This is a genomic window from Methylobacterium sp. B1, assembly GCF_000333255.1.
Taxonomy (GTDB): domain Bacteria; phylum Pseudomonadota; class Alphaproteobacteria; order Rhizobiales; family Beijerinckiaceae; genus Methylobacterium; species Methylobacterium fujisawaense.
Genome location: NZ_BACT01000736.1, coordinates 1 through 19,911, shown reverse-complemented (window position 1 = coordinate 19,911; position 19,911 = coordinate 1). Strand labels below are relative to the sequence as shown.

The following is a 19,911-nucleotide window of genomic DNA, read 5'->3' as shown; positions in this document are numbered from 1 at the left end:
CGTCGCCGCTGACCCGAAAGGTCCGCTCGACTTGCATGTGTTAAGCCTGCCGCCAGCGTTCGCTCTGAGCCAGGATCAAACTCTCACGTTGAAGAGATTGATCTGGCCGATCACGTATATTCTCAGACGGAGCCTCACATCGACCAAGCATCCAGCGCTTCACAGCGCCAAACACCCGTCGGTGAGCTCAGAAAGAAGAACAACAGATCGGCACAAGTCTCTCACGCCAGACCCTAAGGCCTGGCCGCAAGGACAAACGCCGCCCGCGTCTCCCTTCCTCAATTCCAACTTGTCAAAGAACGGCTCCGGTCACCCGAAGCCCGCGCCGGCAACAGACCGTCCGGGCTGACGCCCGAGGGACCCTTGCTCGACTGGAGGAACCGTGATACCGGACCGACTGTTCAGTGGTCCGCCTCAGCGGTGGAGGGCGTCTAGAGCCCGCCGATCCTCCTGTCAACCCCGCCTCAAAACCGCCGTAGCGGCCCGCCGCAGAGCCGGCATCTCGCAGAAAACAGAAGACCGCCCGGCTAAACCCGCCGGCCAATCCCGCCGCTTGTCAGAAGATGCCTCAGCGCCCGGTCCACTTCCGCGGCCGGCGCCGATGAGCCGGGGTATAGGCCCACCGTTCCGGGCCGTCAACAGCCTTCTTCGCAGGGAAGTCGATTTTCTTGGACTCCGGCGACGACAGGCGTGTGACGGGCGATTCGCTCCTGCCTTCCCCCTGCCCCGCCGTCCTCAGACGTCGAGGGTCAGGCTCATCCCGTCATAGGCGGGCGCGATCCCCATGGGCAGGCGCGCCGCCAGGGTGCCGTAGTCGAGGTCGGTGTGGAGGTTGGTGAGCACCGCCTGGCGGGGCCGGACCGCTTCGATCAGGGCCAGCGCGTCCGAGACCGAGAAATGGGTCGGGTGCGGGGTGTCCCGCAGGGCATCGATGATCAGCAGGTCGAGACCGTGGAGCCGGGCCAGGGTCGCGTCCGGGATCAGGCTCACGTCGGGCATGTAGGCCGCATTGCCGAAGCGGAAGCCGAGGGCCGCCTCGTTGCCGTGCTCCACCGGGAGCGATGCCACGGTGATCGGGCCCCCCTCCCCCTCCAGGGTCAGGTCGCGGTCGGCGTCGAGGTCGCGCAGGTCGAGGATCGGCGGGTAGGCGCTTCCGGGGGGCGTCTCGAAGCAATAGCCGAACCGGGTCGTGAGCAGCGACCGGGTCAGGGCGTCCGCGTAGACCGGGATCCGTGCCCGCATGGCGATCACCAGCGGGCGCAGGTCGTCGATTCCGTGGGTGTGGTCGGCATGGGCGTGGGTGTAGAGCACCCCGTCCAGACGCCGGATGCCGGAATCCAGGAGCTGCTCGCGCAGATCGGGGGAGGTGTCGACCAGAAGCGTGGTCCGCCCGGCCCCGGATGCCCGCTCGACCAGGATCGAGCAGCGCCTCCGGCGGTTGCGTGGCTCCTCCGGATCGCAGGCACCCCAGCCGGTGCCGACCCGCGGCACCCCGCCGGAGGAGCCGCAGCCGAGGATCCGCAGGGTCAGGCGCGCCATCCGGATCTCCCGCTCCCGCCCGCTTCGGTCACGCGCCGCTGCGGGGCGTTGCGCCGACCGCCTTGTCGAACAGGCTGAAAAAGTTCGCTGTGGTGATCCGGGCGAGGTCCTCGGCCGGCAGCCCGAGAGTCTCGGCGAGGGACCGGGCAGTGTCGGCCGTGTAGGCCGGCTCGTTGGTCCGCCCGCGATGGGGCTCGGGGGCGAGGAACGGCGCGTCGGTCTCCACCAAGATCCGATCCAGGGGCACGCTCCGGGCGATGTCGCGCAGATCGTGCGAGCGCCGGAAGGTGACGATGCCCGAGAAGGACACGAACAGCCCCAGCTCCACCCCGGCCTCCGCCAGCCGCTTCCCCGAGGAGAAGCAGTGCAGCACCGCCCGGAAGGGTTTTTGGCCCATCTCGTCGGAGAGCACCCGCTCCATGTGGTCGTCGGCGTCGCGGGCGTGGATCACCAGCGGCAGGCCGGACAGGCGCGCCGCCTCGATATGGGCGCGCAGCACCCGCTCCTGCACCGCCTCGGGGGCGGCGTCGGCGTAGTGGTAATCGAGCCCGGCCTCGCCGATCCCGACGCAGCGCGGGCTGGCCGCGGCGATCTCCGCGATCGTTCCGGCGGCGACGTCCGGCTCATCGGCCGCCCCGTGGGGATGGGTGCCGATCGTGTACCAGACCTCCGGATGAGCCTCGGCGATCGCCCGGTAGGTGTCGGCCTTGGCGACCCGGGTGGCGATGGTGAGCATGCCGGTGACGCCCGCGGCCTTCGCCCGGGCAATGACCCCGGGCAGGTCGGCGGCGAAATCCGGGAAGTCGAGATGGCAGTGGCTGTCGATGAGCATCGGGTCTCGGGGCCGTCGGGCGGCAAGATTCGTCAGGCGGACGGGGTCTCGGGGCGCTCGAAGCGCGGGAAGATCGGCGCGGGGGCGGCGAGCGCCGTGCCCGGCACGAGCCGGCCCCCCTCCCCCACGGCGGCGAGGCTGCGCCGGTCGGCCGGCACCGCCAGCAGGTCGAGGAGCTTGGCGGCCGCCCCCGGCACGAAGGGCTGGGTCAGGATGCCGAAGACGCGCAACGCCTCCAGCGTCGTGTAGAGCACGGCGTTCATCCGCGCCGGGTCGGACTTGCGCAGGCGCCAGGGCTCCTGGGCGGCGAAGTAGCGGTTCGCCTCCGCCACCACGGCCCAGATCTCGGCGAGGATGCTGTGCAGCGCGAGGTCGCCCATCAGGGTGCGGGCGCGCTCCGGCAGGGCATCGACCTGGGCGAGCAGGGCGCGGTCGGCCTCGTCCAGGCTGCCCGGATCCGGCACCGCACCGTCACAGTTCTTGGCCACCATCGAGAGCGAGCGCTGGGCGAGGTTGCCGAGGTCGTTGGCGAGATCGGCGTTGATCCGGCCGATGATCGCCTCGTGGCTGTAGCTGCCGTCGCCGCCGAACGGCACCTCGCGCAGCACGAAGTAGCGCACCGGGTCGACGCCGTAGGTGTCGGCAAGCTCGAACGGATCGAGGACGTTGCCCAGCGACTTCGACATCTTCTCGCCCTTGGAGAGCAGGAAGCCGTGGCCGAAGACGCGCTTGGGCAGGGGCAGCCCGGCCGACATCAGGAAGGCCGGCCAGTAGACCGCGTGGAACCGGACGATGTCCTTGCCGATGATGTGCAGATCCATCGGCCAGAATTTTTTTCGCGGATCGGACTCGTCGGGGAAGCCGGTGACGGTGAGATAATTGGTGAGCGCATCGACCCACACGTACATGACGTGGCTCGGATGGCCGGGCACCGGCACGCCCCAGTCGAAATTCGTGCGGCTGACCGAGAGGTCCTTGAGGCCGGAGCGCACGAAGCTCGCCACCTCGTTCCGGCGGGTGTCCGGCCCGATGAAGTCGGGCTGGTCCGCGTAGAGCTGCAGCAGCCGGTCCTGATAGGCGGAGAGCCGGAACAGGAAATTCTCCTCCTCCATCCACACGACCGGCGTGTCGGTGGCGAGGCTGCGGCGGCTGCCGTCCTCCAGGAGCCGGGTCTCGGCCTCGTCGTAATAGGCCTCGTCGCGGACCGAGTACCAGCCGGCGTATTTGTCGAGGTAGATGTCGCCGTTGGCCTCCATCCGCCGCCAGATCTCCTGGGCGGCGGCGGAATGGCCGGGCTCGGTGGTGCGGATGAAGCGGTCGTAGGCGCAGTCCAGCCGGTCGGCCATCGCCTGGAACCGGGCGGCGGTGCCGTCGACATACGCGCGTGGGGTGGTGCCGGCCCGGGTCGCGGCCTGCTGGATCTTCAGCCCGTGCTCGTCGGTCCCGGTGGAGAACAGCACGTCGTAGCCGTCGAGCCGGTGGAAGCGCGCGATGGCGTCGGCGGCGATCACCTCGTAGGCATGGCCGATATGGGGCGCGCCGTTGGGGTAGGAGATCGCGGTCGAGAGGCCAAAGGTTTTTTTCAGGGGCGCCGGGGCGTTGGACGTCACGTCTGTGGTGTTCCGGATGAGCGCGGGAAGCTGCCCGCGTTGTCGCGCGACCGGAGCCGGGACGCAACCGTCGCGACCGGCAAGACCGGCGCTGCCGCGACGGCGGCCGGTCCGGGAGGCGGCCGTCGTCAACCGTCTCCGGACATGCGTCATCGTCCCCGCGCGCCGGTGGCGCCGGGGGCATGGCCCGGGAGCGAACACGAGGGACGCGGGACGCCGCGGGAACCCAGGTGTCGGCCAAAGTCGCGCGGGATCCGATCCCCGCGGCGCCCCGCGGCATCGACCGGGCGCCTCCCCCGGCCGGTGCCGTCTTTCTCGTCGCGGCGTCTCCAGCGCCCCGGTCCTGCGACTCCCTGTTAGCGGTCTCGGGCGAGGCCCAGGCACGCCGTGCCCGCACCTCCGGAACCCGCATCAGCGCCGTGGCCTTCCAGCCGCCCCCCGCCTCGTAGTGGGCGGGTCCGCAGGTCGCTCAGGGTCGGCCCAGAGGCGGGTCGGCGCGGGGGCATTTCCTCGACCCCGCCGGGCAAACTGCCGCCCGGTCTCACGCCCGCTTCCGAGACACGCCCCGCACCGGTCCGCCGCCCGGGGCGATGGCGGCTGAAAGCCACCGACGCGGGCGCCGCCCCGCCCCCGGACCCGCCCGGTCAGCCACCGGGCGGGCCCCCGAAGGACGCCCCGGGATCGCTCCCGGGCCGCCGCGGACAGGTGCGGTCAGGAAGCACAAAATAGGAACATTGTCAAGGTGCGGGCGGCGCGTCCGGTCGGTGAGGCCCTGCGCCCATCGATCCGCGCGGTCATTCCGGGGCGCCGCAGACGAACCCGGACCCGGAGGGGTACGCCGGAGCCGGGCGACCTGGGACACCGTCCGTGCGAGGCCGTGCCGCCTCGGCGTGTCTGGATCCCAGGCCCCGCCGGGCGGCCCCGGGACGACGGGATGCGGCGGCCTCGCGCGGCGGCCTCTCACGGCGCCCATCGCCCGCGGCACCGCCGCGTCCGGCCCTACGCCACTTCGGCGAGGTCCCCGAACAGGGACAGCATCACCGGGCGCCGGTCGAGGTTGTAGATCGCCGCCTCCCGGGCGGCGCGGCCGAACCGGTCGGCGACCTCCACCAGGGCGGCGAGGCGGGCGGGGGGCTCGTCCCGGCGCCGGTCGATCTCGGCCGAGACGAAGCGCAGCACCGCGTCCTGGGCGGCCTCGAACCGCGCCTCCGCGTCGCGGCCCGCCAGGGTCTCGGCCAGCTTGAGCACCCGGCCCCAATCGGGCGTGCGCGCCCGCGCCAGCAGGGTCTCGATCTCGGCCACGAGGCCGGCGGTGACCGGATCGAGCATCGCCAGCGCCCGGGCGACCGAGCCCTCGCACTGGGCCAGCGCCCGGGCCAGGGCGGCCTCGTCGGGTTGCGGGAAGGGCTCGGGCAGGCCGCGCACCACCTGGGCGACCGCCTCGGGGGACAGCGGGCGCAGCATCAGGACCCGGCAACGGGAGCGGATGGTCGGGAGCAGCCGGCCGGGCTGGTGGGACAGGATCAGGAACAGCGCCCGGGGCGGGGGCTCCTCCAGGACCTTGAGCAGGGCGTTGGCGGCGTTGGCGTTGAGATCCTCGGCGCTGTCGAGGATGCAGACCCGCCAGCCGGAATCCGTGGCCGTCGAGGCGAAGAGGTCGAGGGCCCGGCGCACCATGTCGACCGAGATCTTGGTCGGCAGCGTCTTGGTGCCGGCGGTCCGGTGGCGGCGCAGGACCACCAGATTCGGGTGCGACAGGCCCGCCACCTTGCCGATGACGGCATCGTCCGCCGGCACGTCGAGGCCCGCCGGCCCGCCGCCCGCGGGATGGGCGAGCAGGCGGCGCGCGACCCGGTAGGCCAGCGTCGCCTTGCCGATGCCGGGGGCGCCGCCGATCAGCCAGGCATGGTGCAGGCGGCCCGCCGCGATCGCGGCCGCGAAGGCGTCGGCCGCCGCCCCGTGGCCGACGAGCCCGAGGGTCTCGCGCGGGCGCGGGATGCCCGACAGGTCTCCGGGCTCGACGTCGTCGGCGGCGCGGTCCACGGGTTTCATGCGAGCCTTCGCTCCTCTGGCGGTTCCGGCACCGCTGCGCTTCCGGAAGCCCACGGGCGGTGCCCAGCGCCCCTGGGCCGGTCGCACCGGCCTCGCCCGGGCCTCACCGACCCACCCCGCGCCGGTCGCGCGCGGCCTGGCGTGCCGAGCCTGCGTGCCGAGAATGGGCCTCTCCGCCATTCTCGCGCGCGGAACAGGGCGAGCGGAGGTTCCACCGCCGACGCGCCCTGCGCCCCGTGATCGTGCGCCGGCTCGACCTTGACGGGGCAGCGCCAGGGAGCGGCGGTTTCCATCCGGACGATAGCCCGAACGGGGCACGCCGCAAACCGGCCGCGGAGCGCCGCCGCTCACACCGCATCGCCGCTTCTGCCCGTCCCCTTCGGCCGGTCGGGCAGAAGCTCGGGCAGCCGGGACGCGACGACGGCCCGGATCGCCGCCTCGACCGCGTCGGGATCGCGGGACGCGTCGATCACCGCGCAGCGCTCCGGCTCGGCCCGGGCGATCGCCAGGAAGGCCTCCCGCAGCCGGATGTGGAGTCGAGGGCCTCGGCCTCGAACCGGTCGGCCCCCTGCCCCGTCCCGGCGCCGCGCCCGGCCGCGCGGGCGAGGCCCGCCTCGGGGGCAAGGTCGAGGATCAGGGTGAGGTCGGGCCGGGTCGGGCCGACGACGACCCGCTCCAGGGCGTCCACGATCCCGGGATCGAGGCCGCCTGCGGCGCCCTGATAGGCCCGGGTCGAGTCGATGAAGCGGTCGCACAGCACGATCTCGCCCCGGCGCAGGGCCGGACGGATCAAGCGGTCGAGGTGGTCGATCCGGGCGGCGCTGAACAGCAGGGCTTCCGCGAAGGGGCCGTAGGGCTTGGCGACGCCGTCGAGCAGGGCCGTGCGGATCTCCTCCGCCCGCGGCGAGCCGCCGGGCTCGCGCGTCACGCAGACGGCCCGGCCCGATTGCGCGCGCAGGGTCGCGGCGAGGCGGGCGATCTGGGTCGACTTGCCGGCCCCCTCCCCCCCCTCGAAGGTGAGGAAGGCGCCGCCCGCCTCCGCGGGATCCCGGAGCCGCAGCACGGTCACGCGCGCGCCGTCACGAGGGGTTGGCCGCCCCGGCAGCACCCTTGTCCGTCCCCTTGTCGCCACCCTTGTCGCCGCCCTTGCCGGCCCGGTCGAGGGCCTTGCGGACGAGGCCGGTGCCGAATTCCAGCGCCGCATCCATCGCCCGCTGCGACAGCGTGCCGGGCTCCACCGAGGCGCCGGCGTAGAGGGGCTGGTCGAGGGCGACCGTGTCGCCGCGCTGGATGCGCAGGACGCCGACCCGCCGGCCCTCCTCCACGGGGGCGACGAGGGGCCCGGTATAGATCACCTTGGCGCTGACCCGGTCGCTGGAGCCGCGCGGCAGCAGGACCCGCACGGGCTTCTTCGCCACCAGCGGCACCGAGCCCGACTGGCCGCCATACACGGAGGCCTCGGCCACGGTCTCGCCCGGCGTGAAGACCTGCCGGGGCTCGAAGGCGCGGAAGCCCCATTCCATCAGCTTGCGCGACTCGGAGGCGCGGTCCCGGGCGCTCTTCAGCCCCGAGACCACCAGAACGAGCCGCTGGCCGTTCTGCACCGCCGAGCCCGTGAGCGCGTAGCCCGATTCCTCCAGGTAGCCGGTCTTGAGCCCGTCCGCGCCGATGTCGAGGGCGAGCAGCGGGTTGCGGTTCTGCTGGCGGATCTTGTTCCAGGTGAACTCCTTCTCGGAGAAGATCTTGTAGTAATCCGGGTAGGTGTCGATGATGTGCAGCGCGAGCTTGGCCATGTCCCGGGCCGTGACCTTCTGGTCGGGCGCCGCGTAGCCGGTGGCGTTGCGGAAGGTCGAGTTCGTCAGCCCGATCTCCTTGGCGCGCTGGTTCATCAGCCCCGCGAAGGCCTCCTCGGACCCGGCCATGTTCTCCGCGATGGTGATCGCCGCGTCGTTGCCCGACTGCACGATCAGGCCGCGCAGCAGGTCCGCCATCTTGATGCGGCTGTTGACCTGCGCGAACATCGACGAGCCGCCCCCGCCGGCGCCGCCGCGCTTCCACGCGTCCTCGGTGACGGTGAACTCCGTGTCCATGGAGAGGCGGCCGGATTTCAGCGCCTCGAACACGATGTCGGTGGTCATCAGCTTGGCCATGCTGGCCGGCGAGAACCGCTCGTCGGCGGCCTTCTCGAACAGGACCGAGCCGGAATCGGCGTCGATCAGGATCGCGTGCGGGGCCGCGGTCTGGAAGCTCTGTGCGGCGGCGGCGGCGAGGCCGGCGCCCAGGGCGCAGGCGGCCGCGAGGAGGGTGAGAAGGGGTCTGCGCATCACCGTTCCGTCCCACGCCTGCCGCCGGCCCGGAAGCATCCCGGCCGTATCCCAATAACAAGCGTGACCATATTACGGTTTCGGCGCCGGATCGAACGCGAAATGCCGCATCGGCGGCCGGGATCCGGCCGAGGCCCCGATGGCCGACGCCGCGGGCGGCGTCAGTAGATCCCGGCCAGGCGGGCGTGATGGGCGCCGGCAGGGGCGGCGATCCTGCTCGGTGACGCCTTGCCGGGCGCCGCGGACTTCGCAGGCGCTGCGGACTTGGCAGGCGCCGCGGACTTGCCGGGCGCCGCCTTGGACGGCGCGGCCGCCGCGGGCTTGGCCGGCACGGCCGCGAGGCGTGCCATGGCGAGCTTGGCCGAAGCCGGCAGCGGCGCGGAGGGGCCCTTGGCGAGCTTCGTCGGGCCGGGCGCCGGAGCCCCCCGGCCGTGGACCTCGGCGAGCGCCGGACGGGCGGCCGAGCCGGGTTTCGAGGCGATTTTCCCGGCAGCGGCATGCCCAGGCGCCTGGGGCGCTCCCTGGGCGAGGGCCGGGTTGAGACCCGCGACCTTCAGGTTGCCGGCCCCGACGCCGCCACCCTTGGCGGCGGCGGTCTGGACGGGGGCGGGCCGGAACTCCCGCACCCGCGGGGCTGTGGGCTGCACGGCCGCCGGGACCGTCACGGCGGCGGAGGCCAGCATGATCGGCGCGCGCACCGGCGCCGTCCTCTCGGGCCGCGCGGCCGGGGTCTCGGCGGGCTCCGACGCGGAATCCTGGGCGGGACGGAAGGCCAGCGGCGCCGGGGCGGAGCGCGTGTAGCGCTCCGTGTCCTCGGTCGGGCCGAGATCGGCCATCATCACGGTCGAGCGGCCGGCCGGCCGGCCGTCGGTGCGCAGGCTGGCGAGCAGCTTGCGGTCGTCGCTGCCGGCCACCGAGGCCTTGCCGACATATTCGACGCGCACATGCGCGGTGCCCTTGCGGTGGAAGCCCAGGGCGTCGGCCGCCTCCTCCGACACGTCCATGACGCGCCCGGCATGGTAGGGGCCGCGGTCGTTGACGCGCACCACCATCGAGTAGCCGTTGTCGAGGTTCGTCACCCGGGCGTAGCTCGGCAGCGGCAGGGTGGGGTGGGCGGCGGCGATCGAGTGGCGGTCGAACACCTCGCCGTTGGCGGTCATGCGGCCGTGGAAGGCCGAGCCGTACCAGGAGGCGAGCCCCTCGCGCACGTAGCCGTTCGGATTCTCCTTCGGCACGTAGGTCTGGCCGGCGACCACGTAGGGCTTGCCGGTGTAGCGGCGGCCGCCGCCCTTCGGGATCACGTCGCCCTCGTTGTAGAGGCGCGGGCTCGCCTTGACTCCGTATTTCGGGTCGATACCGTTCCCGGCGGCGAGCTTCTGCTGGGGCGAGGTGGCGCAGTTGGCGGTGGCCAGGGCCACGCCCGAGACGGCCATGAGCCGCAGGGCGAGGCGCGCCGGCCGGGGAAGCGTCGTGCGCACCATCGTGGGGATCACCAAACTCTACGCGTGGCCGGGGCCCGAACCGGACCGGATCCGGACGCGCCAAGAGGCCCGCGGCCGGGTCCACCCAGAATTGTAGGGATCGCGTAAAGGAAGCCTGAACGTTGCCGGAGGTCGGGGTTCAGGCGCTGCGCCCGACGGTGCCGGGCGGTTCGTGCGTGATCTCAGGATCGACGCATAAAAGGCTGTTCGAGAAGGGAAAAGGCTCTCCCAGAGGGCATCTCCCTCCCCGCCGCGGGGGAGGGAGGCGGAGCCGCCTGCCCTCAGCGGGACTGCGCGTCGGTCAGCTGCGCGATCGACTGGGCGCCGCGCTGCTTGAACAGCAGGTCGAGGCCCTCCAGAATCAGGGCGTGCATCTTGGTCCTCTCGGCGTAGGCGAGGTCGCGCAGCTGGTCGTAGACCGGCGGCTCCAGATAGACCGACATCTGGCGGGCCCGCTGCTTGAGCGTGGCCGCGGGCTTCGGCACCGGAGGCGCGAGGGTCAACGACACGATCTCGGCGCCCTGCGGCCGGACCGCCGGCGCGGATCGGGCGAGGGGCTTCACCTGCGGGCTCGCCGAGGCCACGATCGCCGCGAGGCTGAGCTTAGGCGGCTTGGACATGCTGACCCGTCCTCAGGGGCTGCGTGCGGCGCTCGATCCAGGACCAGAGGCGGCGGACCTCCCCGGCGGCCTGGCCCTTCGGGTTGAATTCGGTGACGCCCTGCCCGAGGCCGATCGCGTCCTGGTGGTCGGTGCGGGCGACGATGTTCACGTCGGGCAGGATGCCGAGCACTGCCAGCCCGTCCGCGGCGTCGCGGACCCGGTAGGAGCGCGGCGGGGTCTGGTTCAGCACGAAGGCGAACTTCTTCTCCAGCCGGTAGACGGCGGCCAGCGTCGGCTTGAACGCCCGCAGGTCCGCGGGGGTCGGCCGGCACGGGATGATGCACAGGTCCGCCGCGCGGATCGCCGACAGCGTGCCGGTGGAATCGACCCCCGGCGTGTCGATGAACACGTAATCGTAGGCGGATTCGCGCAGGCGCTCCATAACGGCGTCGATCTGGGTGGCGTCGATCTGCGCCACTTCGGGGCCGTCGGCGGTGCGGTGGTCGAGCCAGTCGGAGATCGTGGCCTGCCGGTCCATCTCCAGGATGCAGACCGTGTGGCCGGCTTCCCGGGCGGCCACCGCCAGGGAGATGCACAGCGTGCTCTTGCCGCTGCCGCCCTTCTGCGTGACGAAGGTGATCGCTTTCATCCTGGGCGTCCTCCAGAAGGCCCCGTGCATCCGTTCGGGCGCCCGCGACCGCCGGTCGCTGCGCCGTCTGGATCAACCTCAGGTATGGAATTTGCGGCGTGCCGCGATCCTGTGACCCAAGGATGTCCCAAGGCAGGTTGCGGCCGACATGGTTAACGACCCGTTAAGACGGCGCGTCGTTCCGAAGATCCCGGCCCAATGCGGCCACAGGCTATCCATCTAAACTTCAGGTTAAGATTCTTAGCATATAGAGAGTTAACAGCCTTTCCAGCGGCGCTCGGATACCGTAGCGTGAGCGCGGGTGAGACGAGGAGTCCGATGGGGGTGAAAACCTCAAGTTTAAAAGCGGGTGTCGCCCCGGCGCGGACTGGCGCGGCCGAAGCCCCGATCCCGCAAGCCGTTCTGGAAGCCTCCGGCGTCGTGGGCACCTGGGCCCACGATTACTGGGCGGGGCAGCTGGCGCTCTCGGCCACCTTCGCGGATCTGCTCGGCCTCGACCCCGAGGCCGCCGCCGGCGGGGTGTCCCTCGAGGTGTTCCTCGATCACACCCATCCCGAGGACCGCATCCGGATCGAGAGCTACCTGCACGCGATGGCCGAGACCGGCGGTCCGGTCGAGGCGGAGTTCCGCACCCGCGACACGCGCACCGGGATCCGCACGCTCCTGATGCGCGGCCGGATCGAGCGGGACCCCGCCGGCGGGGCGACCCGGGGGCGCGGCATCGCCATCGACCGCACCGAGGAGCAGGCCGCCAATCTCGTGCAGAGCGAGCGGGTGGTGAACCGGATGGCCGAGCACATCATCGCCCTGCGCGACCTCGCCCGCGCCTTGCACCGGCCGACCCTCACCGACCGGATCGAGCACCTGATGATCGAGATCGGCTTCGAACTCGCCCGCTTCCTGCCCGAGCCCGAGGACGAGCCCCGCCACTGAGGATGTCCGCGCCCGCCCGATTGATCGCGCCCGTCCCGGCAAGCTACGGTCCCGGCAACATTTTGCCGGGAGGACGGGGATGGCCCGCGACACGATTTACGACCGCGACCTCGACCGCGTCCCGGCCAACCACCAGCCGCTGACCCCCCTGCTCTACCTGGACCGGGCCGCGCGGGTGTTTCCCGAGCACGTGGCGGTGGTCCACGGCCCCCTGCGGCGCTCCTACCGGGACCTCTACGCCCGGGCGCGCCGCCTCGCCTCGGCGCTGGCGGCGCGCGGGATCGGCCGGGGCGACACCGTGGCGGCGCTGCTGGCCAACACTCCCGAGATGATCGAGTGCCACTACGGCGTGCCGATGACCGGGGCGGTGCTCAACACCCTCAATACCCGCCTCGACGCCGGCGCGATCCGCTTCTGCCTGGAACACGGCGAGGCCGCGGTGCTGATCACCGACCGCGAATTTTCCCGCACGGCCGCCGCGGCGCTGGAGGGGCTGGAGACCAAGCCGTTCGTGATCGACGTGGACGATCCCGAATACGACGGCCCCGGCGCCCGCCTCGGCGAGACCGACTACGAATCGTTTCTGGCCGGCGGCAACCCGGAGCACGACTGGCGTCTCCCGGACGACGAGTGGGACGCGATCGCCCTGAACTACACGTCGGGCACCACGGGCGACCCGAAGGGCGTGGTCTACCACCACCGGGGGGCGGCGCTGCTGGCGCTCGGCAACGTCATCACGGGCGGGCTCGGCCAGCACCCGGTCTATCTCTGGACCCTGCCGATGTTCCACTGCAACGGCTGGTGCTTCCCCTGGACCCTGTCGGTGGTGGCCGGCACCCATGTCTGCCTGCGCCAGGTCCGGGCGGAGGCCATGTACCGGCTGATGGACGAGCACGGGGTCACGCATCTCTGCGGGGCGCCGATCGTGATGCAGATGCTGATCAACGCCTCCGATGCCGAGCGCCGCGACCTGCACAAGCGCGTCGCGTTCTTCACCGCCGCCGCGCCGCCGCCGGAGGCGGTGCTCGCCGGCATGTCGGAGGCCGGGTTCGACGTGACCCACCTGTACGGCCTGACCGAGAGCTACGGGCCGGCGGTTGTGAATGCCTGGCACGGCGACTGGGACGCCCTCGCGGCCGACCAGCGGGCGGCCAAGAAGGCGCGCCAGGGCGTCCGCTATCCGGTGCTCGAGGCCCTCGACGTCCGCGACCCTGAGACGATGGAGCCGGTGCCCGCCGACGGGGCCACGATCGGCGAGGTGATGATGCGCGGCAACGTGGTGATGCGCGGCTACCTCAAGAATCCCGCCGCCACGCAGGCCGCCTTCAAGGGCGGCTGGTTCCGCACCGGCGACCTCGGGGTGAAGCACCCGGACGGCTACGTGCAGCTCAAGGACCGCTCGAAGGACATCATCATCTCGGGGGGCGAGAACATCTCGTCGATCGAGGTGGAGGACGCCCTGTTCAAGCACCCGGCGGTGGCCGCCGCGGCGGTGGTGGCCAAGCCCGATGCGAAATGGGGCGAGACCCCCTGCGCCTTCGTGGAGCTGAAGCCCGGCGCATCCCCCAGTGCCGACGAGCTGATCCAGTGGTGCCGGGGGCGGCTGGCCTCCTACAAGCTCCCCCGCCACGTGGTGTTCGGCGAGCTGCCCAAGACCTCCACCGGCAAGGTGCAGAAGTTCATCCTGCGCGAGCGGGCCCGGCAGGAGGAGACCTGACCGGCATCCGTCGGAAGATCCCGGCGGACGGGGCTGACGCCGCCCGCTCGGACCGATCAGGCCTGCGGCGGAATCCGGCGGTCGACGCGGACCGGGACCGGCACCGCCCTGGGGGCGGACCCGGCGTCGCGGAGGTCCGCGAGGATCTGAGCGACGAAGGCCTGGAGCGACACCAAGCTGAACAGGCTGATGGCGGCGACCAGGGCAGCGGAAACCAGGGTCTTGGCGGTTGCGGGATCCACGGCTGGAGTCCTTGGCTTTGCCCCGCCGCGGGTGATCCGGGCGAGGGGCGCGCGTAGCGGCGCCGATGCGATCCCAAGGTGGGCGTGCCGCCCGCGCCGCGCCAGCACCGCCGCGGGCGCGCCTGGCATGCGCCGGGGGCCGGGCTCGGCCGCGATCCGGTTGCCGTGACGCTTCGCCCGACCCCGCAGCGGACATCGCGGGCGGGATGGTGCAGCTTTCCCGGCTGGCCGAACGTTGCGTTTCCCGCAATAAGCGCCCGCGCGGAGTGGCGCGCATCCGGGAGAGACGGCATGGCCGGCAACGGCATCGCGAACGGCGCCCGCGCGGCGCTGCTCGCCGTTCAGGGGCTGAGCCTGTCTGCCGGGTTGGCCGCCGGGTTGGCGGCGGGACTGGCGGCTGGGCCGGCCCGGGCCCAGGGCCCTGTCCCGGCCCAGCCGCCGACGCAGGCCGCCGCCCCCCAGAGCGTGGCGCCCGCCTCCGCCCCGGCGGGACCGTCCGAGCCGGTGACGCGCGCCGGCTATTTCTACATCGGCGGCCGCTACCAGAAGCTCGGCGACAAGACCGTGATGGTCGGCCAGATGTTCGTGCAGTCGCGCAGCCCGGCCCGGATCACGCAAGCCTACCCGGTGGTGATGGTCCACGGCCTCGCCCAGACCGGCGTGAACTACCTCGCCACCGCGGATGGCCGCCCGGGCTGGGTGCAGCGCTTCGTCGAGAAGGGCTACCCGGTCTACGTGGTCGACCAGGTCGGGCGCGGGCGCTCGGGCACCAACCCGGAGGTCTACGGCCCCTACGACCGGCTCGGTACCCGGAGCCTGGAGCGCACCCACACGGCCCCGGAGGTCTACGACCTGTACCCGCAGGCCAAGCTCCACACCCGCTGGCCGGGCGGGGCGGGCGTGCCGGGCAACGCCGCCTTCGATCAGTTCTTCGCCAGCCAAGTCCCCTTCCTCGCCAACAGCCAGCAGACCGAGGAGCTGGTCGATCCCGCCCTGCTGGCCCTGCTGGAGAAGATCGGTCCGGCGATCCTGATCACCCACGGCCAGGCGGCCCTGTTCGGCTGGGCCGCCTCGGATGCGCGGCCGGACCTCGTCAAGGCGCATGTCGCCGTCGAGCCGAACGGCCCGCCCTTCTTCGACGTGCAGTTCCGCGGCGGCAAGGAGTTCTGGGAGAAGACCGGGGACGGGCGCGCCCGGGCCTACGGCCTGACCCGCATGCCGCTGACCTTCGATCCCCCGGTCAAGGCCCCCGAGGACCTGATCGTGGCGCAGCAGGCCAAAGGGTCCGACGCCAAGGGGGGCGATCCGAAGGGGGGCGACGGGCGGATCCGCTGCTGGCTGCAGGCGGAGCCCGTCCGGGCCCTGCCGAACCTCGGGAAGGGTGCCGACAGTGGTGGTGACCGCGGAGGCCTCGTTCCACGCCACCTAGGACGAGTGCACCATCGCCTTCCTGACCCAGGCCGGCGCCAAGCCCGACGTGGTCCGGCTGGCCGATCAGGGCCTCCACGGCAACGGCCACATGATGATGCTGGAGACGAACAGCGACGCCGTGGCGGACGTCCTGGCCGGCTGGATCGCGGGCCGCGTGAAGTAGCCCCGGGCCGCCGGGCCGCGGGCCCGGTCGCTGCACCACCGATACGTGTTGAAATGGCAACAGCCCTCGTCTTCCGCGCGAAGGCTGCTTGCGGCCGCGCCCGGCTGCCCGTAGTCCGGGGCTGGAAAGATCAAGTATTACAGTAGTTTATCACGATTCTAAACAGCGCGGCCGACACGTCGGGGGCGAATCCGGCGAACGCGGCCGGCTGCCCGCAGCGTCGCATCCGGCAAGAGATCATGAGAGCCGCCCACCCCCTCCCCGGCGCCACGGGCATCGTCCGGCGCGTCACCCTGCGCACCCTCCTCGCCGGCGCCTCCCTGGCCGTCCTGGCGCAGGCAGCGCCGGGCCCGGCCCGCGCGCAGGACGCGGGGCCGCGCCGCGGTGCCGCCGCGTCGCCGGCCGGCAGCAGCGTGCAGCTCGAGGAACTCAGCGTGGAGAGCCAGGGCGGCGGCGGGCCGGCCTCCGCGGTCCGCGCCGGGGCGCCCGCGCGCGCCGTGGAGAGCCCGACCGGCCCGATCGACGGCTACGTGGCCCGGCGCTCGGCCACCGCCACCAAGACCAACACCCCGCTGATCGAGACCCCGCAATCGATCACCGTCGTGGGCCGTCAGCAGATCGACACGCAGAACGCCCAGACCCTGCAGCAGGCGACCCAGTACGTGGCCGGCACCTATGCGGGCACCTTCGGCGCGGATTCGCGCCTCGACTATTTCCAGCTGCGCGGCTTCGTGGCGAGCGATTACGGCCTCTACCGCGACGGCCTGCAGCTCCTGAACTACGGATTCGCGTATTACCGGGTCAACACCTACGGGCTGGAGCGCGTCGAGGTGCTGCGCGGCCCCGCCGCGGTGCTGTTCGGCGCCGGCAATCCCGGCGGCCTGATCAACCAGGTCACCAAGCGCCCGACCGAGACGCCGTTCGGCTCCATCGAGGTCGGCGGCGGCTCCTTCGACCAGCGCTACGCCGCCTTCGACGTCGGCGGCCCGGCGGATCGGGAGGGCCACTGGTTCACCCGCCTGACCGGCTACGCCCGCAACGGCGGCACCCAGGTCCAGGGGGCGCCGGACGACAGCTACTACATCGCCCCGGCCTTCACCTATAAGCCGGACGGCGCGACCCGGCTCACGATCCTGTCGAGCTTCCAGCGCGACAACTCCGCCGTGACCTCGAACTTCCTGCCCTATTACGGGACGGTGAAGCCGACCGCGCTGGGCCTGCGCATCCCGCGCGCGCTCAACGTCGGCGATGCCGGCTTCAACACCTTCCGGCGCGACCAGGCCTTCATCGGCTACGAGTTCGAGCACGCCTTCGACGAGACCTGGACGGTCCGCCAGAACGCCCGCTACGCCTTCGCGGAGAGCTACCAGAACTCCTATATCGGCCAGCTCGGCTACGCCGATCCGCAGCAGACGCAGCTCGCCCGCTACCTGTTCCGGGACCACGCCAAGGTCGCCCAGCTCGACGTCGACACCCAGGCCGAGGCGCAGTTCTCCGACGGCTTCTTCCGGCACGACTTCCTGATGGGCGTGGAGTACCGGAACTTCCAGATCCACGACAACCAGGCCTCGGGCTTCCCGGCCCCGAACCTGAACATCCTCGCGCCGGTCTACGGTCCGCAGACGGTCTCCGCCTCGCCGTACCTGATCAACGCCGACTCGTTCCAGCAGGTCGGGCTCTACTTCCAGGACCAGATCAAGCTCACGCCGGAGCTGAGCCTGATCCTCGGCGGCCGGCAGGACTTCGTCGACAACCGGGTCTACGACCGCCTGACCCCCGCCAACAGCAACGGCCGCAACGACAGCGCCTTCACCTACCGGGCGGCGGCGATCTACAACTTCGACTTCGGCCTCGCGCCGTACGTGATGTACTCGACCTCGTTCCAGCCGCTGATCGGCACGGACATCAACAGCCAGACCTTCAAGCCGGAGACGGGCGACCAGATCGAGGGCGGCGTCAAGTTCGAGCCGCCGGGCCAGGGCTACTTCCTGACCTTCGCGGGCTTCGACATCCACCGCAACAACGTGCTGACGCCGAATCCGGCGAACACGCTGTTCCAGAGCCAGCTCGGCGCGGTGCGCTCCACCGGCTTCGAGGCGCAGCTGGTGGCCAACCTGTTCGACGGCCTCAACGTCGTCGGCTCCTTCACGGTCTTCGGGATCAACACCGTGCGGGGCACCGTCGACCAGCTCGGGCGCGTGCCGGTCAACACCCCCGAAAACCTCGCCAACCTGTTCTTCGACTACACGATTCCGACCGGCGACTGGCGCGGCTTCGGCTTCGGCGGCGGCGTGCGCTACATCGGCCGCTCCTTCGCCGACGTCGGCAACACCCTGCGCCTGCCGGACTACGTGCTGTTCGACGCGCAGGTGCACTACGATTACGAGAACTGGCGCTTCCAGGTGAACGCCACGAACCTCGCCGACCGGCGCTTCGTCTCCTCCTGCCAGGCGCAGAATTCCTGCTTCTACGGCGATGCCCGGCGGGTGCTGGCGAAGATCAGCTACAAGTGGTGAGGCGGGGCGCCCGGGTTTCACGGTCCCGGTCCGGCGCAGGCTCCGGGCGACCCGGGTTCGGTTCGCGCCGCGGATCGCCGGCCGGCGCCCCGTCCGGGCCGGCGTCACCGATCCCGCTCAGGTCGGCTCCGCCCCGGTGATCGGCTGCGGCCCGGAGAGCCGGGTCGGCAGGGCGTCGATCCGCAGGGACCGGCGCAGGGCCCGGGAGAGGGCGTCGACCGCCACCGTCACCAGGGCGGTGGCGGCGATCAGCACCACGGCCACGTCGAGGCGCAGCTCTGAGATCGCCGCGTCGACGTAGAAGCCCAGCGTCGTGACCCCCAGGATGCCGAAGATCGCGCTCTCCCGCAGGATCAGCTCCCAGCGGTAGAGCAGGTAGGCCAGGAACTGGCCGTAGAGGCGCGGCACGGTCTCGTAGGCGTAGAGATCGAGGCCCCGGGGCGCGTCGGCCCGGTAGGGGATCGCGTCGGCGTGGCGGCCCATCAGGTAGGCGACGATCCCGGCATTGTGCAGCGAAAGCGCCAGGATCGCCGGCAGCATCGAGGGGCCCAGGAGCTGCAGGCCGAGATAGGCGAGCACGTATTCCGGCGTGGAGCGCACCACCACCAGCAGCACCCGCCCGAGGGGCCGCCCGACCGGGCCGGCGAAGCGCTGCGCGGTCAGCGGGAACAGGACCAGCGCCCCGAGGGCGGTGGCCACCAGCGCGATCTGCGCCAGGATCAGGGTCTGCGCGGTGCCGGGCAGGACCTGCCCGGCGAGGATCGGGCGCAGCCAGGACCAGAGCCGGACCCAGGTCTCGGGCTCGGCGAGGGCGGCGTCCCGGAGCGGCGCCGGCACGATGTCGTGGCCGAGGAAGCGCGCGAGGCTCGGGCCGATCGCCGCGCTGCCGACGGTGGGCGGCAGCGCCAGCACGGATCCGACGAGGAGGAGAGGCAGCGTCCGGGCCCGCACCCAGAGCCGCCGCGTGCCGATCAGCGCGTAGAAGATCAGGAGCAGCGCCCCGGCTTCCGCATAGCGGCCCTGGCGGAAGGCGGATTCGAAGGCAAAGCCCATGGTCGGCAGGCCGATGAAGCCGAGCACGAGGCTTGAGCGCAGGCCGCATTCCAGGCGATAGAGGGTGTAGTCGCGCATCCGCCCGGCCACCTCGGGCAGGCGGGCGTACAGGAAGGCCGAGACCGCGCCGGTGCCCGCGGGCAGGACCCGGACGGCCGCGAGGTCGGCCTCCTCGATCAGCTCGGCATAGACCTTGGCGCAGATCCCCGCATAGGGCAGCGCGATGGCGAGCACGCCGGTGGTCGCCGAGAGCCCGAAGACCTGCATCAGCAGCAGGGCCCAGAACAGCTCGTGGACGGCGCGGACGCCCGCGCAGGCGAGCCGGACCGTGCGCGAGCGGGCGAAGGGGATCGCCAGCAGCAGCCCCGTCCCGGCGCCGAGCCCGACGCCGAGCATCGCGAAGGCGACGGTGTAGACGACGCTCCAGCCCTCCACCGCGGGGAAATCGGGCCGGATCAGGCCGCCGAGAAGGCGGGCGAGGTCGGCCAAGGGGTGGAGCGTCGTGACCTGCAGGTCCGCCACCAGCAGGCCGGCGAGCGCCGCGGCCAGGAACCAGCGGCTCACCGCCGCGTAGCCGGGCCGCGGCAGGAAGGCGGGGCTGCGCATCAGGCGGCCGCGTAGAACGGGCTGAGCCGCGCCGGATCGAGGCCCGCCGACGGGGCGTCGAGGACGATCCGGCCGGCCTCCAGCACCACGATCCGGTCGGTCTGGGCGAGGGCCAGGGCCACGTCGTGGAGCGCCAGGATCAGGGTCTCGTGGCTGCGGGC

The 19,911-nt window shown here is 72.0% G+C and carries 13 protein-coding genes, 1 rRNA gene and 2 pseudogenes; 4 read left to right on the top strand and 12 right to left on the bottom strand.

What is annotated here, in order from left to right; all coding sequences use genetic code 11:
* The 10 genes and pseudogenes from I53_RS21640 to I53_RS21590 form a co-directional block, all read right to left on the bottom strand.
* Window positions 1–91 (bottom strand): 16S ribosomal RNA (locus I53_RS21640); the annotation flags it as partial.
* A 644-nt stretch (window positions 92–735) separates the two neighbouring features.
* Entirely contained in the window at window positions 736–1,539 is an 804-nt protein-coding gene (locus tag I53_RS21635; RefSeq protein WP_043354553.1) for an MBL fold metallo-hydrolase, read from the bottom strand.
* 28 nt (window positions 1,540–1,567) lie between these two features.
* A complete protein-coding gene (locus I53_RS21630) occupies window positions 1,568–2,371 on the bottom strand; it encodes a TatD family hydrolase (RefSeq protein WP_043354551.1) in 804 nt (267 codons plus the stop codon).
* 32 nt (window positions 2,372–2,403) lie between these two features.
* Window positions 2,404–3,981 carry a methionine--tRNA ligase gene (gene metG, locus I53_RS21625; protein ID WP_043354549.1) on the bottom strand — a complete coding sequence of 526 codons (1,578 nt, stop codon included), beginning with the start codon at window positions 3,979–3,981 and terminating at the stop codon, window positions 2,404–2,406.
* Between the two features lie 999 nt (window positions 3,982–4,980).
* Complete coding sequence (locus tag I53_RS21615; protein WP_043354545.1) at window positions 4,981–6,033, bottom strand: DNA polymerase III subunit delta'; 1,053 nt, start codon at window positions 6,031–6,033, stop codon at window positions 4,981–4,983.
* 347 nt (window positions 6,034–6,380) lie between these two features.
* A pseudogene (tmk, locus tag I53_RS21610) lies at window positions 6,381–7,102 on the bottom strand (dTMP kinase).
* A 10-nt stretch (window positions 7,103–7,112) separates the two neighbouring features.
* Entirely contained in the window at window positions 7,113–8,357 is a 1,245-nt protein-coding gene (locus I53_RS21605; protein WP_043354561.1) for a D-alanyl-D-alanine carboxypeptidase family protein, read from the bottom strand.
* Between the two features lie 161 nt (window positions 8,358–8,518).
* Window positions 8,519–9,838 carry a septal ring lytic transglycosylase RlpA family protein gene (locus I53_RS21600; RefSeq protein WP_043354559.1) on the bottom strand — a complete coding sequence of 440 codons (1,320 nt, stop codon included), beginning with the start codon at window positions 9,836–9,838 and terminating at the stop codon, window positions 8,519–8,521.
* Between the two features lie 281 nt (window positions 9,839–10,119).
* Complete coding sequence (locus I53_RS21595) at window positions 10,120–10,458, bottom strand: ribbon-helix-helix domain-containing protein (RefSeq protein WP_043354543.1); 339 nt, start codon at window positions 10,456–10,458, stop codon at window positions 10,120–10,122.
* Entirely contained in the window at window positions 10,442–11,089 is a 648-nt protein-coding gene (locus tag I53_RS21590; protein ID WP_043354541.1) for a ParA family protein, read from the bottom strand. The genes I53_RS21595 and I53_RS21590 overlap by 17 nt, the downstream gene beginning before the upstream one ends.
* A 318-nt stretch (window positions 11,090–11,407) precedes the next feature.
* On the opposite strand from I53_RS21590, the gene I53_RS21585 reads away from it, so the two are divergent.
* Both I53_RS21585 and I53_RS21580 read left to right on the top strand, forming a co-directional pair.
* Window positions 11,408–12,022: a PAS domain-containing protein gene (locus I53_RS21585; RefSeq protein WP_051044948.1), complete on the top strand. Its 615-nt coding sequence runs from the start codon at window positions 11,408–11,410 to the stop codon at window positions 12,020–12,022.
* Between the two features lie 79 nt (window positions 12,023–12,101).
* Complete coding sequence (locus tag I53_RS21580; RefSeq protein ID WP_043354539.1) at window positions 12,102–13,739, top strand: acyl-CoA synthetase; 1,638 nt, start codon at window positions 12,102–12,104, stop codon at window positions 13,737–13,739.
* Between the two features lie 56 nt (window positions 13,740–13,795).
* On the opposite strand, the gene I53_RS21575 is transcribed toward I53_RS21580, so the two are convergent.
* Window positions 13,796–13,981, bottom strand: coding sequence for a hypothetical protein (locus tag I53_RS21575; protein ID WP_043354537.1), 186 nt, complete (start codon window positions 13,979–13,981; stop codon window positions 13,796–13,798).
* A 291-nt stretch (window positions 13,982–14,272) separates the two neighbouring features.
* Between I53_RS21575 and I53_RS21570 the strand changes: the two are divergent.
* Both I53_RS21570 and I53_RS21565 read left to right on the top strand, forming a co-directional pair.
* Window positions 14,273–15,575, top strand: a pseudogene (locus I53_RS21570) (alpha/beta hydrolase).
* Window positions 15,576–15,814: 239 nt separating this feature from the next.
* The gene (locus I53_RS21565) at window positions 15,815–18,091 is read left to right on the top strand and encodes a TonB-dependent siderophore receptor (protein WP_043354535.1); all 2,277 of its coding nucleotides are present in this window, start codon (window positions 15,815–15,817) and stop codon (window positions 18,089–18,091) included.
* Between the two features lie 117 nt (window positions 18,092–18,208).
* Here the strand turns inward: I53_RS21565 and I53_RS21560 are convergent, their stop codons facing one another.
* Entirely contained in the window at window positions 18,209–19,750 is a 1,542-nt protein-coding gene (locus I53_RS21560) for a hypothetical protein (RefSeq protein ID WP_051044947.1), read from the bottom strand.
* Window positions 19,751–19,911: the final 161 nt, after the last annotated feature.